At 49.7% G+C, this 15,893-nt stretch carries 14 protein-coding genes; 7 read left to right on the forward strand and 7 right to left on the reverse strand.

What is annotated here, in order from left to right:
- Positions 1–65: 65 nt before the first annotated feature.
- Both RIF25_RS11410 and RIF25_RS11415 read right to left on the reverse strand, forming a co-directional pair.
- Positions 66–674 (reverse strand): beta-class carbonic anhydrase, encoded by a 609-nt coding sequence (locus RIF25_RS11410; RefSeq protein ID WP_322878667.1) that lies wholly within the window; start codon positions 672–674, stop codon positions 66–68.
- Between the two features lie 168 nt (positions 675–842).
- Entirely contained in the window at positions 843–1,274 is a 432-nt protein-coding gene (locus RIF25_RS11415) for a YidH family protein (protein ID WP_322878668.1), read from the reverse strand.
- A 311-nt stretch (positions 1,275–1,585) separates the two neighbouring features.
- On the opposite strand from RIF25_RS11415, the gene RIF25_RS11420 reads away from it, so the two are divergent.
- From RIF25_RS11420 to RIF25_RS11430, 3 genes are all read left to right on the forward strand, one after another.
- On the forward strand, positions 1,586–2,917 hold the full coding sequence (locus RIF25_RS11420) for an O-acetylhomoserine aminocarboxypropyltransferase/cysteine synthase family protein (RefSeq protein WP_322878669.1): 1,332 nt from the start codon (positions 1,586–1,588) through the stop codon (positions 2,915–2,917).
- An 87-nt stretch (positions 2,918–3,004) separates the two neighbouring features.
- A complete protein-coding gene (gene metX, locus RIF25_RS11425; protein ID WP_322878670.1) occupies positions 3,005–4,078 on the forward strand; it encodes a homoserine O-acetyltransferase MetX in 1,074 nt (357 codons plus the stop codon).
- A gap of 346 nt (positions 4,079–4,424) precedes the next feature.
- A complete protein-coding gene (locus RIF25_RS11430) occupies positions 4,425–5,630 on the forward strand; it encodes an RNA-guided endonuclease InsQ/TnpB family protein (RefSeq protein ID WP_322878671.1) in 1,206 nt (401 codons plus the stop codon).
- An 85-nt stretch (positions 5,631–5,715) separates the two neighbouring features.
- Here the strand turns inward: RIF25_RS11430 and cobM are convergent, their stop codons facing one another.
- The 3 genes from cobM to argC all read right to left on the reverse strand — a co-directional run bounded on the left by cobM (position 5,716) and on the right by argC (position 8,569).
- A complete protein-coding gene (gene cobM / locus RIF25_RS11435; RefSeq protein ID WP_322878672.1) occupies positions 5,716–6,498 on the reverse strand; it encodes a precorrin-4 C(11)-methyltransferase in 783 nt (260 codons plus the stop codon).
- Between the two features lie 3 nt (positions 6,499–6,501).
- Entirely contained in the window at positions 6,502–7,236 is a 735-nt protein-coding gene (locus RIF25_RS11440; protein ID WP_322878673.1) for a cytochrome c biogenesis protein CcdA, read from the reverse strand.
- Positions 7,237–7,510: 274 nt separating this feature from the next.
- Positions 7,511–8,569 (reverse strand): N-acetyl-gamma-glutamyl-phosphate reductase, encoded by a 1,059-nt coding sequence (gene argC / locus RIF25_RS11445; RefSeq protein WP_322878674.1) that lies wholly within the window; start codon positions 8,567–8,569, stop codon positions 7,511–7,513.
- A gap of 140 nt (positions 8,570–8,709) precedes the next feature.
- Here argC and ribBA point away from each other — a divergent pair, with 140 nt between their 5' ends.
- A complete protein-coding gene (gene ribBA / locus RIF25_RS11450) occupies positions 8,710–10,380 on the forward strand; it encodes a bifunctional 3,4-dihydroxy-2-butanone-4-phosphate synthase/GTP cyclohydrolase II (protein ID WP_322878675.1) in 1,671 nt (556 codons plus the stop codon).
- Positions 10,381–10,416: 36 nt separating this feature from the next.
- On the opposite strand, the gene RIF25_RS11455 is transcribed toward ribBA, so the two are convergent.
- Positions 10,417–11,634: an ABC transporter permease gene (locus RIF25_RS11455; RefSeq protein ID WP_322878676.1), complete on the reverse strand. Its 1,218-nt coding sequence runs from the start codon at positions 11,632–11,634 to the stop codon at positions 10,417–10,419.
- Positions 11,635–11,836: 202 nt separating this feature from the next.
- On the opposite strand from RIF25_RS11455, the gene RIF25_RS11460 reads away from it, so the two are divergent.
- Positions 11,837–12,040 carry a DUF751 family protein gene (locus RIF25_RS11460; RefSeq protein WP_322878677.1) on the forward strand — a complete coding sequence of 68 codons (204 nt, stop codon included), beginning with the start codon at positions 11,837–11,839 and terminating at the stop codon, positions 12,038–12,040.
- Between the two features lie 10 nt (positions 12,041–12,050).
- On the opposite strand, the gene RIF25_RS11465 is transcribed toward RIF25_RS11460, so the two are convergent.
- On the reverse strand, positions 12,051–13,421 hold the full coding sequence (locus RIF25_RS11465) for a gluconeogenesis factor YvcK family protein (RefSeq protein ID WP_322878678.1): 1,371 nt from the start codon (positions 13,419–13,421) through the stop codon (positions 12,051–12,053).
- A gap of 235 nt (positions 13,422–13,656) precedes the next feature.
- Between RIF25_RS11465 and hemB the strand changes: the two genes are divergently transcribed.
- Together hemB and RIF25_RS11475 are read left to right on the forward strand one after the other, a co-directional pair.
- Positions 13,657–14,640 (forward strand): porphobilinogen synthase, encoded by a 984-nt coding sequence (gene hemB / locus RIF25_RS11470; protein ID WP_322878679.1) that lies wholly within the window; start codon positions 13,657–13,659, stop codon positions 14,638–14,640.
- Between the two features lie 111 nt (positions 14,641–14,751).
- On the forward strand, positions 14,752–15,891 hold the full coding sequence (locus RIF25_RS11475; RefSeq protein ID WP_322878680.1) for a glycosyltransferase family 4 protein: 1,140 nt from the start codon (positions 14,752–14,754) through the stop codon (positions 15,889–15,891).
- The last annotated feature ends 2 nt before the right edge of the window (positions 15,892–15,893 follow it).

Raw genomic sequence — 15,893 nt, forward strand, 5'->3', positions numbered from 1 at the left:
CCCCTCTGATGTCTATAAGTTTGGCATATTGGCCTTAAACAAAGCGGTTCGTGGGCCCATCCTGACTAGGTTTTAGTTGAATTAGCCTGGACTTTACCCGCTTCCGTGGCCTGGGTCACTTCAATCAACTGCCCCGTCTTCACATCGTAAATAAACCCGTAAATGGGAATATTGCTGGGGACTAGGGGGTGACGGCGAATCCGGCGAACATCAGCAACAACACTCGCGGCTAAATCTGTAAAGGTCAGCCAATCAATAAACTGAGCTTCTTCGGGAAATGCCGACTTAAACGCTTGCCCGACATCCCGCCAACCAGATTCATCAATCACCGCTGTTTCTAAACTTTGGCTGAGGAGTCCCCGAATCACTGCATCGGTAAAAAGCTCCATGCCGCAATTAGAGTGATGAATCACAAACCATTCCCGTGTTCCCAAAAGCTTGTAGGAAATGATCAAGGAGCGAATCGCATCATCACTGGCCCGTCCCCCAGCATTGCGAATCACATGGGCATCTCCTTCCGCCAGGCCAGCGTATTTAGCCGGATCAAGGCGAGCATCCATACAGGTGAGAATTGCAAAATGCCGGCCTGGGGGTAACGGTAATTCGCCCTTATCACCAAAATTCTCAACATAGCTCTGATTGGCTGCCAAAACCTCTGCTAAAACTTGGCTCATAGGGATAGCTCCTAAACATCCGATAAATCGATAGTGTTATGAGACTATATCATGAGTCATAGCCGAGATTGTGAAGATTCCAGGCCAGATAGCCAGCCATAACACTTACTCGAAAGTTGGCAGAAATCTCCTCAGGCCTGGGCAACATCAATCTGTGAGTTTTAGGGTTTACTCCAGGAGAATTGTGCCAATATCATCCAGGGGAGCGGCAAACACATAGTAAAAGACCCCCACCCCCAAAAGAATAATACTCAAACTGGAAATAATCACCCAGCGATCCGGCGGCTCATAAGTATCGTTTTCAATATCATCCCGCACCGTAAAATAATGTTGCATTGAAAGCAAGACAGTAAGCAAACCCACCACGGCAAAAGCCAAGCCCAACCGCCAACCATTCCCCGGAGGTTGAATTGCTAAAGGGGGCCGCAAAATCCGCAAGCGGACAATCAGCACCCCAAATCCCATCAGAGCGACCGCACTCCGCATCCAGGCCAGGTAGGTGCGTTCATTGGCCAGATGATCCCGAATCCGATTGAGATTCTTTTTCTTAGGGGTCTTGCTGTCCGATTCCGGCGACTTCAGTTCAAGGGAGTTATTCATAGACGCTTAAACATTCCAAAAGTCAAGAGTTGGAAATCGGATACCTCAGCCTAAGCATAGGAAACGGCCTGATGGGAAAAGTGTGTCTCTGGCCGCCATGACTGAGTTGGGAGTAGTCTAGCACCAGAATTTATCAAAATACATAAGCTTGACCGAAGTATCGTAGTTTGTATAAGATGTTGGACAATCTGACCTTGAGAAATCATCCCCTAGGTTAAATTAACCGGCCACCGCCCCAGAGTTGAAAGCCTTGATACAGCCTTGATCAGGGATTGAGTCGCAACGCATTAAAAATATTGCAAAGAGTAAATATGAGTCCTTCCTATCGCTTTGAAACGCTCCAAGTTCATGCAGGCCAAGAACCGGCCCCCGGAACCAATGCGCGGGCAGTCCCGATTTATCAAACCAGTTCCTACGTTTTTGATGATGCCGCTCACGGGGCCAGACTCTTTGCCTTAGAGGAATTTGGCAATATCTACACCCGGATCATGAACCCAACAACGGATGTGTTTGAAAAGCGGATTGCCGCCTTAGAAGGGGGAGTGGCAGCCCTAGCAACATCCAGTGGTCAAGCAGCCCAGTTTTTGGCGATTAGTAACATTGCCCAGGCCGGGGATAATATTGTCTCCACCAGCTATTTATACGGCGGCACCTATAACCAGTTCAAAGTGACGCTACCCAGACTAGGAATTGGGGTGAAATTTGTGGCGGGGGATGAAGCGGAGGATTTCCGAGCGGCCATTGATGAAAATACGAAAGCCCTTTATGTCGAGTCCATTGGCAACCCGCAGTTTAATATTCCGGATTTTGCCGCCCTGGCCCATGTCGCCCATGAAAACGGGATTCCTCTAATTGTGGACAATACCTTTGGTGCAGCGGGGTACTTAGTTCGACCGATTGAGCATGGGGCCGATATTGTGGTTCAGTCAGCGACAAAATGGATTGGCGGCCATGGGACTTCGATTGGCGGGGTGATTGTGGACTCCGGGAAGTTTGACTGGGGGAATGGTAAGTTTCCGCTCTTTACCGAACCGGCTCCGGGCTATCATGGTTTGAATTTTTATGATGCCTTTGGCCCCAGTAGCCCCTTTGGCAACATTGCCTTTATTATTCGGGCCCGAGTCGAAGGCTTACGGGATATTGGCGCGGCCTTAAGTCCGTTCAATGCCTTTTTGTTTTTACAAGGCCTGGAAACCCTATCACTGCGGTTAGATCGGCATTTATCAAACACTTTAGAACTGGCTCAGTGGTTAGAAACGCTGCCCCAAGTGGCCTGGGTGAACTATCCCGGCTTGCCGAACCATCCCTATCACGAGCGGGCGAAAAAATATCTCCAGCATGGCTTCGGCGGAGTGCTGAATTTTGGCATCAGGGGCGGTTATGAAGCGGGGCGGGCCTTTATTAATGCCGTCAAACTTGCCAGTCACTTGGCCAATGTTGGAGATGCCAAAACCTTGATCATCCATCCCACCTCCACCACCCATCAACAACTCAGCCCCGAGGAGCAAACATTGGCCGGAGTCACTCCAGATCTAGTGCGGGTTTCCGTCGGAATTGAACATATCGAGGATACAGCACTTTCGGCATCTATTTGGTACATTCAAGCCTTGAATCTAATTCAAAACAGGGGTGTAGCACCTTAAGCTGTACCAGTCCAATATCGAATCCGCTGTATTAAAGCCGACTTTACCCAGGCCTTTGCTGCCATTGAGGGGATTACAGGGGGATAGATGCGCTACCAGGCCCTCATTTCACCAGAGACTCAGTTCTATCAGCATCCACAGCCCTTGACTTTAGAGTTGGGGGGAACCTTAACGGGGGTGCAAGTCGCCTATCGAACCTGGGGGCAGCTTAATCAGAGTTGCAATAATGGGGTACTGGTTTGCCATGCCTTTACCGGATCAGCCGATGTCGAGCAATGGTGGGAACCGCTATTAGGCCCAGGCCACTGTCTTGATCCAACTCAGGATTTTATTATTTGCAGCAATATTCTCGGCAGTTGCTATGGGACGACTGGCCCGACTTCGATTAATCCGTTAACTCAAGCTCTCTACGGCCCTAATTTTCCAGCAATTACGATTCGGGACATGGTACATCTCCAGGCCGAGTTACTCAAAGCCTTGGGGGTAAAACAGTTACGATTGGTCATTGGCGGCTCCTTAGGCGGGATGCAGGTTTTGGAGTGGGCGGTTTTATATCCCGAAATGGTGGCGGCGATTGTGCCGATTGCGGTTTCCGGGCAACACTCGGCCTGGTGTATTGGGTTGCATGAGGCTCAACGGCAAGCGATTTATGCGGATCCCCACTGGCAAAACGGCTACTACACCCAAACTCCAGCCCGGGGCCTGGCGGTGGCGCGGATGATTGCCATGAACACCTATCGGTCTTGGGATAGTTTTCAAATGCGTTATGGACGGACTTACCAGGCCAATGATTTTCGGATTGCCAACTATTTGAACTACCAAGGGGAAAAGTTTGTCGAACGGTTTGATGCCAACTGCTATATCACCCTGACCCAGGCCATGGATCGCCATGATTTAACACGGGGCTACCAATCCTATACTCAGGTTCTTCAAAGCATTGCACAACCGACTCTAGTGATTGGCATTGATACGGATATTCTCTATCCCCCCAGTGAACCGGAAGAATTGGCAGAATTGATCCCTAATGCCCAACTCCACTGGCTGAACTCCCCCCATGGCCATGATGCCTTTTTGATTAATATGACCGAACTCAATCAGAGCGTATTGGAGTTTCGCCAGCGTCAAACCGATCCGTTTACCCCAGCCCTGGCCTGGCATTAAGTCCTGTCTTTTTCAGCCTTTTGAGAACTGTAAATCTGTTGCGGCAGAAATCCCAAAAATAATGCACCGAAGTTCTATAGCACTACGCAGACTGTTCTGGGTGAATAGAAACGGTCTCAGCCTTGACTAAAAAGTGCTTTCTGACTTGTCCCAATCAGAGCCCTAAATGAGTAACGCTATAGATAAAGCATGAATTGAGCGATGATCTACGGCATGGATCTACGAGTGCATGTCGTTAATGTTGTCCATTGAGGGAGCAGAGCAGTTGTAGGGTTGACGAACAGTGCCCAAAATCAGTTGAAATTGGTAGAATAATGTATGTAATGGTAGCGTCAAGCATAAATCCATGAGATTAGTCGAACGAACAAATATTCGTAAAAGCGAACCGTACTTTTCTGTAATTGATGACCTTGCCTGGAGAGCTAAGAATTTGTACAACTTGGCGAATTTCCATGTACGCCAAGAGTTTTTTAAGACTGGAAATTACATCGGCTTTTTCGATTTGTATCACCTCTTGAAAACCACGGATGCTTATTTGGATTTGCCTACGAAGGTTTCTAAACAAGTCGTGAAGCGTGTTGCAAAGACCTGGAAAGGTTTCATGGCAGCGCATCGTGACTGGCAAAAGAACCCCGGCAAATACTTGGGCGAGCCTCGTATCCCTCGCTACCTCGACAAAGAGCAAGGGAGATACTTGGTTCCATTTCCAGTGGACGCAATCAGCAAGCCCACTTTCAAACAAGGCTTTGTCAAACCTTCCATGACTGAAATGTTGATTCCAACAAAGGTCACTGGTCGGGTGTGCGAAGTCCGTTTTGTACCTGGAACTGATTGCTATGTCATGGAGGTGGTGTACGAAGTACCTGACACTGAGTTGACTGGAAGCAATGGAATTGTCGCTGGTATTGACTTGGGACTGAATAACCTCTGCACCGTTGCAATCAATAAGGCAGACATCGCCCCACTGATTGTGAATGGCAAAGGTTTGAAAGCCGTCAATCAGTTGTACAACAAGACTCGTGCGAAGTTTCAATCGAAGTTGACTGGCAAGCGTAAGTCCTCGAAGCGGCTGCGTCAGTTGACCCAAAAACGGAATCAGCGTATTGATTCGGCACTGCACCAAGCAAGCCGACTTGTCTTGAACTACTGCATGGAAAACAACGTCAGTGTCATCGTGGTTGGATACAACAGTCAATGGAAACAAAACATTTCCATCGGAAAGCGTAACAACCAACAATTCGTTCAACTGTCGCACCGCAAACTGGTGGAGCAACTGAAGTACAAAGCGTCCTTGCTTGGCATTGAGGTCATTGAAACCGAAGAAAGCTATACCAGCAAATGTTCTGCTCTTGATCTGGAGCCTTTGAAAAAACAAGCAACGTACCTCGGCAAAAGAGTGATGCGAGGCTTGTTCCAGACTGCCAAAGGCCTGAGAATTAACGCAGATCATAATGGGGCTATTAACATTATTCGCAAAGTATTCAGCGATGAGCTTGTCTCGGAGTTGATAGAGGCACTGCCGTTGTGCCCCAGAGTGGTTAATCCAGTCTGAAAAACAAATCACCATTTTCTACAGATTTGTTGAACGGTATTCGCTCTGGGCTGTCATCCGTCAGACTCCTCCATCAAAATGCTGATCATGGTTGAGTCTGATTCATGGCCTGGCTGCGGAACAAACGCTGATGGTGAGGGTGATAGAGTTGCGAACGGCTGCCCTGATCAGGTCGTAAGGCCGGAGTGACTAAATATAACGTTGTTCGATAAAGATGATGGGCCTGGGTGACGTTAGCCATCTCGGTAAGGGGAACCACATGAATCTGTTCATCAGGCCAGCCCAACCGAAAACAAATCGCCACAGGGGTATCAGGGGGATAGTGAAGGAGTAATTCCGCTTGGGCTTGTTCCACATGGCGGGCACTGAGGTATAGACAGAGGCTGGCCTGGTGGGCGGCAAGGTGAGCTAATGCTTCCTGGGCTGGAACTTGGGTGCGGCCACTGATCCGGGTGAGGATAATGGTTTGAACCAGTTCGGGAATGGTGAGTTCGACTTGGAGCTTGGCCGCTGCGAGTTGAAAGGCACTAATTCCAGGAATCACTTCTACCGGAATATTTGCCTGGGTTAGGGCTTGGAGTTGTTCGTGGAGGGTGCTGTAGAGGCATGGATCACCGGATTGCAAACGCAGCACTAATCGCCCCGCCTGGACGTGCTTAATCATCAGGGGCAGCACCGTTTCCAGAACCTGATCTGCGGTCGGGATGAGTTCACAGTCGGCCTGGGCTAAATGGAGAATCTCCGGGGGAATGAGGGAGTTGGCATAAAAAATTACATCGGCCTGGGAAATTAAGCGTTGGGCTTTGACTGTCAAGAGGTCAGGATCCCCAGGCCCCGCGCCAATTAAATAAAGTTTGCCTGTTTCCAAAATCTAGACCCTCGGCAATAACCGCACCGCCAAGGAAACCACGCCAAAACCGACCAATAGGACACCACTGGCTGGGGTAATCCAGGCCGACCATTGACGCAGGGCCAAGAGCTTTTTGATACTGGCTGTAAATGTACCCGCTATGACCAGAGGCAACACATAACCAACTGTATAGGCTAATAACAATCCGGCTCCGACCACAGGTTTTTGATTTGCTGCCACCCAGGCCAAGAGCGTTGCCAAGACGGGAGTACTACAGGGAGCCGCCACCAGGCCAAAACTTCCTCCTAGCACATAGGATCTCAATCCCTTGGGAACCCGCTCAGGAAGTTCCTCCAGGCCTGGCCAAGTGGGTAAAGTAATCGGCAAAGCATTGAGCAAATTTAAGCCCATGATGATCGCTACTAAACTGACCACAATGGTTAACCCCGGCCCCACTTGTCCATAGATTTTCCCTGCCAAGGCGGCAATGATCCCCAAGATCGCTAAGGTTGTGGCTAACCCCAAGGCAAACCAAGCTGATTGTTTTGCTGCTTGTAGGCGATTTTCGGCATTGTAGCCACCAATATAGCCAATGGTGATCGGCAACATCGAAAGAGTACAGGGGGTGAGGCTGGTGAGTAATCCGGCCATAAAAATAATGGCAATGCTAACAAGATTGAGGTCAGTGAGTTGAGCCACCACAATTTGATTGGCCCATTGCTCCAAGGCATAAAAAAGTTCTTGAACACTGGCCACAGGCTGCCTCAACCTTGGGATGTATTGTATATTGCCAAAGCTTTAACACTATAGCGTCACAGCCACCATTGGCGGCAACTGAAAACCCTGGAGATCAGACGGAGCCAACTGATTCTCACGCAACCCCGCACTTCTGATCTCGTTAGCCATTCAGAGGCCTAGTGGGTCATGTTTTGAAGTTTTATTTTCTCAGATTTTTTAATATTGTCCTCAGTTCCAAGGCCTGGACATTGACCGGCCTATTCTGGATTTAACAGTTACGGTCAATAATCACCTAAGGATAAAAAGCCAACTGCGGTAAACCGAGGGTTTCTGACCAGCCCGACATGAGGTTAAGACACTGCACCGCTTGACCAGCCTGGCCCTTCATCAGGTTATCAATGGCAGACATAATAATTACCCGTCCAGTACGCTCATCCACCTCAATGCCGATGTAGCAGAGATTTGTCCCACAGGCCCATTTAGTTTGGGGATAAATTCCCGGTGGTAAAATCTTCACCCAGGGAGAATGGCGATAAAAGGCTTGGAAAATAGTAATTAAATCTTCTCGCACCAGGCCGGGATCCCGCAGCGTTGCATAGACTGTCGCCAAAATCCCGCGAGGCATCGGGATCAGATGGGGAGTAAATTGGACTTTCACCGTTTGTCCCGCCAAGTCACTGCAAATTTGCTCAATTTCAGGGGTATGGCGATGGCGGGCGACACCATAGGCAGCGAGGGAGGCATCGGCCTCGGCTAAAAGGAGATTAATTTTCCCTTGCCGGCCGCCACCGGATGTCCCAGATTTAGCATCAATAATCACGGTTTCTGGGAGCACCAGGCCCTGTTTCAGCAGTGGGGAGAGGGCTAATAAGCTGGCCGTGGGATAACAGCCGGGACAACCCACTAACTGGGCCAGGGCAATTTTATCGCGATAGAGTTCGGGTAAACCATACACAGCCTGGGCTGCAAGCTGATCATCCTGACGCTCTGTACCGTACCACTGACGATAGGTGGCTAAATCGCGAAAACGATAATCTGCCGAAAGGTCGAGGACTTTACAGCCTTTTGCTAACAGCGGTTGGGCAAGTTCCAGGGCCAGGCCATTGGGTAGGGACAAAAAGACGACTTGGGCTTTGGAGGCAATGACATCCACATCCACCGCTTCCACGGTTAAGTCCAGACAATGCTGCAAATGGGGATAGAGATCGCTATAGGGTCGCCCCGCACTGCCCTCGCCCCCCAGGTAGGTAATTGTGGTTAAGGGATGCTCAAGGAGGAGCCGGACTAATTGCACACCACCATAACCAGAGGCCCCAACAATTGCGACTGATATGGCTTCCATTTGAGTCATGATTGTTGCCCCACTTTCCCCTGGCTGAGTTTTTGGCGATTTGACGATAACTCTGCTAAAGATAACAAAACCCACTCCGAAAACCGCTAAGATCAGATCAAGAAAGTTGTTAAGAAATTTTACGAATTCTCATTCCCACTGTGACTCACTCCTCTGAATCTGACTTTGAATTTGATTCCATTACCTCTGCTCTGACGGCATTAAAACAAGGCCAGGCCATTGTTGTCGTGGATGATGAGAGCCGGGAAAACGAAGGGGATGTCATTTGTGCGGCCCAGTTTGCTACCCCAGCCCTGATTAACTTTATGGCGGTCAATGCCCGGGGACTGATTTGTCTCGCCATGGAGGGAGAGCGGCTGGATCAACTGGATTTGCCCCTGATGGTAACCACCAATACCGATAGTAATCAAACCGCCTTCACGGTTAGTATTGATGCCGGGCCCCACTTGGGGGTTTCCACGGGAATTTCTGCCGAAGACCGAGCTAGGACGATTCAAGTTGCCATCCAGGCCCAGACCCAACCCAGTGATTTACGCCGACCGGGCCATATTTTTCCCCTCAGGGCGCGCGAAGGCGGGGTGCTGAAACGGGCGGGGCATACAGAAGCAGCGGTAGATTTGGCCAGGTTAGCGGGGCTATATCCGGCAGGAGTGATCTGTGAAATTCAAAATCCCGATGGCTCAATGGCCCGCTTACCAGAATTAATTCAATACGCCCAACAATACGACCTCAAAATTATTAGCATTGCGGATTTGATTAGTTATCGGCTCCAACATGAGCGATTTATTTATCGGGAAGCCATCGCCAAATTGCCCTCAGAATATGGGGAGTTCCAAATCTATGCCTATCGCAATGGCCTAGACCAGTCGGAACACGTCGCAATTGTGAAAGGCAACCCCGCAACCTTTAGTCAAGAGGCTGTTTTAGTCCGGGTACATTCGGAATGTTTGACAGGCGATGCCCTTGGCTCCTTACGATGTGATTGTCGGATGCAGTTACAGGCGGCCCTGAAAATGTTGGAAAGTGCCGGACAAGGGGTGGTGGTGTATCTGCGGCAGGAGGGACGGGGGATTGGGCTAGTCAATAAACTGCGGGCCTACTCCCTCCAAGATATGGGTCTGGATACGGTTGAAGCAAATGAGCATTTAGGGTTTCCGGCTGACCTGCGTAATTATGGGGTGGGGGCGCAAATCCTCAATGATCTTGGGGTTAAAAAAATTCGTCTGATTACCAATAATCCCCGCAAAATTGCTGGTTTGAAGGGCTATGGCCTGGAAGTTGTCGATCGAGTGCCGTTGTTAATTGAAGCCAATGATTTTAACTCCACCTACCTAGCCACCAAAGCCGAAAAACTCGGGCATATGCTCCTGCAAACTTATCTAGTTACGGTGGCAATTCAATGGCAGCAACCACCCGCAACCGTCACAGAACGCTATGAGCATTTAGAAAAACTACGTGATCTAGCCCAGGCCCAGCACTTACTGCTGCAAGAAGAAGCCCGTCCAGTGGCCCAGGCCCTATTTGGGGAGACAGATTTGGTTTTTCACCTGGGCCTGGATCAACCGGATGTGGCCGCTCCCAATTGGTATCAACAACCGGGCCACCCCTACCTCTTAGCGGTGCAAAACATGCTGGGGCAACTCACCAGCGGAAAATGGCTGAGTCAGTTAGAGTTTCTCATCTCCACAGGTGTCGATCCAATGCGTAGCTTACAGGTGGGCCTGGAACGGGAAACTTACGCCCTCTCGGCATCAGTCTCGGATACAGGCCAGGCCTGGCAACCACAAGTCATCTACACAGTCAACTTATAAATTCCAGCTTGGCTCCACAACGGAGAACTGACCTGACTAAGCACTTCGCAAGGCCACAATTGGGTCTAACTGAGCGGCACGACGAGCAGGAACAACCCCAAAGAATAAGCCAATTCCCCCAGACACTCCCACTGCCAGAGCAATAGCTGCCGGAGCCACGCCTGCTTCTAGGGGGGTAACTGCACTAATGAACAGGACACCGCCAACCCCCAGGCCTGTGCCAATCAATCCCCCCAATGCCGATAGAATAATCGCTTCAATCATAAACTGCCAGAGAATATCCTCTTGAGTCGCGCCAATGGCTTTGCGTAGACCAATTTCCTGGGTGCGTTCGGTAACGGAAACCAACATAATATTCATAATTCCAATCCCACCCACCAAGAGGGAAATACCCGCAATGGCCGCCAACATCAGGGTCAAAGCATTGGAGATATTCCCAATAATTTCCAGGGCTTCTTTTTGAGTTTGGATGGTAAAGTCGTCCTCATTAACAATTTGGTGGCGGAGGCGCAAGAGATTCGTAATTTGATACTTAGCGGCATCAATACTTTGTTGATCATTGGCCGCAATAGAAATAAACGTTAAGGGAATCCCATAGGGTGAGCGGGTTCCAACGACGCGGTTGGCCATTGTGGTGATCGGAATAAAGGCGGTTTCATCTTGGTTATTACCTAAGAAGGCACCTTTTTCCTTTAACACACCAATCACTTCAAAGGTGATGCCCTTAATCCGAATGGATTCCCCAATAGGGTCTTGGCGGACAAAGAGTTTATTGGCCATGTCCGAGCCAAGCACCACGACCCGATTTTGCCGAGCCAGATCTGCATCGGAAATAAATCGCCCTCGATCCACTTCAAAACTGCGCACCGTTAAAAAATTCGGCGTTGTTCCCACCACCAGGCCAGAAAGGTTCCGACTATCAAAGGTAATCCGCTGCTGACTTTGAATTTGGGGAGCCACCTCTTTCACCGAAGGCACTTGTTGAGCAATAGCTTTAGCATCGGCTAAGACCAAGGTTTGAGGCAGGTCAAAGGTACGATTACGAGCTTGAGGGGAACCAGGGACAACAAACAAGGTATTGGGGCCGAGAGATTCAAACTGACCCGCAGCATAGCGTTCCGCCCCTTGACCAACCCCGACCATAGCAATTACCGAGGCATTTCCAATCACAATCCCTAGCATGGTCAAACCGCTTCGGAGCCGATTTGCACTTAAGGTGGCCACTGCAATTTTGAGACTTTCCCAAATTTCCATGACAATTCCCCAGGCCTGGTGTGGCTAAATATCGGTGTGGAAAGAAAGCATCCCTATGTTCACTTTACTTAATTTATTGTTACAGTTGCTCCCTCATCCCCTGATCCGCCCCCACACTCCAAGGTAAAATACAATTGGTTTGAGAGACAAACTCCCCTCAGCCATCCTTACGACTACCCGCACATCTAGAGAACAATCTGTCATGGAAGGATTCTGGCAAAACGTCTTTCGTTATCAGCGCTATTTTGTCACAGTCTTATTGGGTGTTGTCTGGAATGTGGTTGAACCCCTAATTCCCCTCTTCAAAAAACCGGTCACCGCCGTTGCCTTGGTGGGATTATTAGTCGGGAGTTTAGCCTTTGTCACCTTGACGATGCGAGCCATGCTGGGCCTACCGGTGAGCTAAATCCCCAACCTTAGTCATAGCCAATTAAACTACCCACCCGCTCGTACCACTTCATCAACACTTGAGCCAACTTGGCCGAATCGTGACGGACTAACTTCTTGGCATGATTCTCCACCATGACATCGGCCAAAATTAGGCGGCAGCCCAGTTCCCTTAACTCCTCCCGATTAATGGTGACGGGTTGGGAATGATTGAGTTGATAACGGGATTGGGTAATTTGGCTAGGGGGTGTTTTTTGCATTAAGACCGCATCAAAAACCCGCTCCCCACACACATGATCTAAGACCCGGATATGATCCCCAACGCTATAGCCATCGGTTTCTCCAGGCTGGGTCATTATATTGCAGACATAAACACAAGGACAGTGGCGATTGAGGAGGGCGGCCGTAATATCGGGGACGAGCAGGTTCGGGGCAATACTGGTGAACAAACTCCCTGGGCCCAAAATAATGTAATCAGCGTCTTCAATGGCCTGGATTGCTTTCGGGAGGGCGGGGGGATGGGGGGGATGGCAACCAATTTGGATAATCCGGCCCCCGGCTTCAGTGATATTCGACTCACCTTGCACACATCGCCCATCGGCTAACTCAGCCCAGAGGGTCATATCCGTTAAACTAGCGGGTAAGACTTGTCCACGAATGGCCAACACCTGGGAACTGGCGGCAATGGCCTGCTCCAAATCACCCGTCACCTTTTCCATGGCGGTAATGAACAGGTTGCCAAAGCTATGCCCCTCCAGGCCTGCCCCAGACTCGAACCGATATTGAAACAGTTCTGTAATTAATCTTTCTTCATCCGCAAGGGCCGCCAAACAGTTGCGAATATCCCCTGGTGGTAATACGCCAATTTCCCGCCGCAACCGCCCAGAGGAGCCACCGTCATCGGCCATGGTCACAATTGCCGTAATGTTGGCACTATAAATTTTTAAGCCCCGCAATAAGGTGGAAAGCCCAGTCCCCCCCCCGATGGCAACAATTTTGGGCCCCCGTCCTAAACGCCGATGGGTCAAGAGGCGATCTACCAGTTCCCGATCCCCGTCCGGTAAAAGAACTTCCGTAATGGAGCCTAAGGTGCGCGATTGTCCCCACCAAATTAAAAACAGGCCGATCAAAATGGCAATCGGGCCACTGATGTAACTAGGAAAGACTTCAGCAAAGGCCTGGACTAACTTGCCAATGAATTGAAATGTAAAGAAAATGGGCGTGAGTTTGATGCTAATCGCCAGGCCGAGGCTAACTAAAATAATTCCGGCCGCACTGATCAGTAACCAGCGTTTGACCACCAGGCCGGGTTGCAACCATTTTGACCAACGATTAATCTGGCGGGTGGAACGGGGGCGGGGGGGTTTGCGGGAGAAGGGACGGGGCTGAGTGGAGGTCATGGGCTGTTGGCCAGGGGCATGAATTAAGAAACGTGAACAAGGGGGGAGATTCTTGAGGATCTAGAACAGAGCTAGAACCATGATCAGGCCTGGGATTTAGGAAAATACGCCATAATCTGCCCGGCAGCTCTAGCCCCCATCCTCCCAGTTCCAAAGAGCAAAGTTAAGAGATAGTAGAGTTTAGGAATGAATCTTGATGCTCTGCCACCTTACGTTACATCCTGCCATACCGCCTATGTTTCCAACCCATCGCCCCCGTCGCCTCCGTCAAACACCCCAATTACGGCGGATGGTGAGTGAAAATACGTTATCCACAGCCGATTTAATTTATCCCTTGTTTGCGGTTCCCGGTGAAGGGGTGGCCCAGGAAGTTAAATCCATGCCAGGGGTCTATCAGCTTTCGGTGGATAAAATTGTGGCTGAAGCTAAAGAGGTTTATGGCCTGGGGATTCCGGCGATAATTTTATTTGGCATTCCCGACGTTAAAGACAATGAAGCCACCGGGGCCTGGCATGATTGCGGAATTGTCCAAAAAGCAGCAACGGCGGTTAAGGCCGCAATTCCAGATTTGATTGTCATTGCTGATACTTGTTTATGTGAATACACCAGTCACGGCCATTGCGGTTATCTCCAAACTGGGGATTTAACCGGCCGCGTTTTGAATGATCCCACCCTCGAGTTATTGCAGAAAACCGCTGTGTCCCAGGCCCAGGCCGGTGTGGATATTATTGCGCCCTCTGGGATGATGGATGGGTTTGTCCAGGCCATTCGCCAGGGATTAGATGGGGCCGGATTTACAGAGATTCCAATTTTATCCTACGCCGCTAAATATGCCTCTGCCTACTATGGCCCCTTCCGGGATGCCGCAGAATCCACCCCCCAATTTGGCGACCGGCGCACCTATCAAATGGATCCGGCTAATTCTCGGGAGGCCCTCAAAGAAATTGAATTGGATATTGCTGAGGGAGCCGATATGCTGATGGTGAAGCCTGCTTTGGCCTACATGGATGTCATCTGGCAAGTCAAACAAGCCTCAAACTTACCTGTGGCTGCATACAATGTTTCCGGGGAATATTCAATGGTGAAGGCCGCGGCCCTAAATGGTTGGATTGACGAACGCAAAGTAGTTTTAGAAACCTTGATTAGCTTTAAGCGGGCTGGAGCCGATTTAATTCTCACCTATCACGCTAAGGATGCGGCCCGTTGGTTACAAGAGTAATCAGGGTTCTCGCCTATCTAGGATCACTCTTAAAATTTCCACAAACACCAGCCTCAATCAATGGAAAAATAGGCATGATTCCTATCACTGCCACGATTTAGGTTGGGCTGCATGATGCACTTTCTTTTCTTCACTCGGATTGCTGATATTTTCTCGCCCCTAACCTTACAGACCAAAAGCTTGGGTGGTACGGAAAGTTGCGTCTATTACTTAGCCAAAGCCCTGGCCAAATTGGGGCATCAAGTCACGGTGATTAATAACTGTCGTGCAGAGGCAGGAATTTATGATGGTGTAGAATATCGGGACTATCATCCTCGCCGGGGCCTGTGGGAAACCATTGACTACGCCCGTCAGCACCCCATTGATTATTTGATCATTGTCCGGGATTTTGCTGGCCCAGTTTTTCCCATCCCCGCCAAGCGGACTCTTTTTTGGGCCCATGACGACTTTTCAGCTTTAGGCATCTATCCTGAACAGGCCAATGGCTGGAAAAAAACGGCGGGGAAATTTGTCCTCCGGCTGTTGGGACTCTTATTTCGCCGGATTGATCGGGTAATCACGATTTCGCAATGGCAAGCTGAAACCTTTATTCACGGTATGGGACTCGCACCGGCAAAAATCCTAGTTTCTCCCAATGGGATTGATCTGGACTTGTTTGATGTCGAAAACTGGTCAAAATATCCCTGGCGGATCATCTATTCTTCCCGACCAGAACGGGGCCTGGAGGTACTGGTGAGCCAAATTTTTCCCAAGGTTAAACAGGCCTGCCCCGAAGCTGAACTGCATATTTTTAGCTATGTAGATTTAGCCGATTACCAACATTGGCAAGGAAACGGGATTATTTTCCGGGGCCAGGCCAGTAAAGCCCAACTCGCCCAAGAACTGATGCAAGCTAGCCTCTGGGTTTTACCCCAACTTCCCCATGAACCCTCGCCCCAGGCCATGTATTCCTTTAATGCCGAAACCTTTTGTATCGGAGCCGCTGAGAGCCAATGTGCCATGACCGTACCAATTTCTTCCTATCGTGGGGCTTTACCCGAAACAACCATCCCCGGAAAAACGAGTATTTTGGTGGACTGGGAGTATCCAATAACAGAGAAATTTATGGACGACTTTGCCCAGGCCATAATTGATCTTCTTAAAAATCCAGACAAACGCGCCAAAATGGCCCAGGCCGGGCGGACTTATGCCTTGGAACGCTTCGACTGGAACCGGATTGCCAGAAACATTTTAGCAAACCTCCAAACTTAATT

The organism is Pseudocalidococcus azoricus BACA0444, from assembly GCF_031729055.1.
Taxonomy (GTDB): Bacteria; Cyanobacteriota; Cyanobacteriia; order Thermosynechococcales; family Thermosynechococcaceae; genus Pseudocalidococcus; species Pseudocalidococcus azoricus.

Coding starts and splice junctions, on each gene's coding strand:
- RIF25_RS11475 (WP_322878680.1), top strand. CDS start 14,752: ATGATGCACTTTCTTTTCTTCACTCGGATTGCTGATATTTTCTCGCCC.
- RIF25_RS11455 (WP_322878676.1), bottom strand. CDS start 11,634: ATGGAAATTTGGGAAAGTCTCAAAATTGCAGTGGCCACCTTAAGTGCA.
- hemB (WP_322878679.1), top strand. CDS start 13,657: ATGTTTCCAACCCATCGCCCCCGTCGCCTCCGTCAAACACCCCAATTA.
- metX (WP_322878670.1), top strand. CDS start 3,005: ATGCGCTACCAGGCCCTCATTTCACCAGAGACTCAGTTCTATCAGCAT.
- RIF25_RS11415 (WP_322878668.1), bottom strand. CDS start 1,274: ATGAATAACTCCCTTGAACTGAAGTCGCCGGAATCGGACAGCAAGACC.
- RIF25_RS11465 (WP_322878678.1), bottom strand. CDS start 13,421: ATGACCTCCACTCAGCCCCGTCCCTTCTCCCGCAAACCCCCCCGCCCC.
- RIF25_RS11420 (WP_322878669.1), top strand. CDS start 1,586: ATGAGTCCTTCCTATCGCTTTGAAACGCTCCAAGTTCATGCAGGCCAA.
- RIF25_RS11460 (WP_322878677.1), top strand. CDS start 11,837: ATGGAAGGATTCTGGCAAAACGTCTTTCGTTATCAGCGCTATTTTGTC.
- RIF25_RS11410 (WP_322878667.1), bottom strand. CDS start 674: ATGAGCCAAGTTTTAGCAGAGGTTTTGGCAGCCAATCAGAGCTATGTT.
- argC (WP_322878674.1), bottom strand. CDS start 8,569: ATGACTCAAATGGAAGCCATATCAGTCGCAATTGTTGGGGCCTCTGGT.
- RIF25_RS11430 (WP_322878671.1), top strand. CDS start 4,425: ATGAGATTAGTCGAACGAACAAATATTCGTAAAAGCGAACCGTACTTT.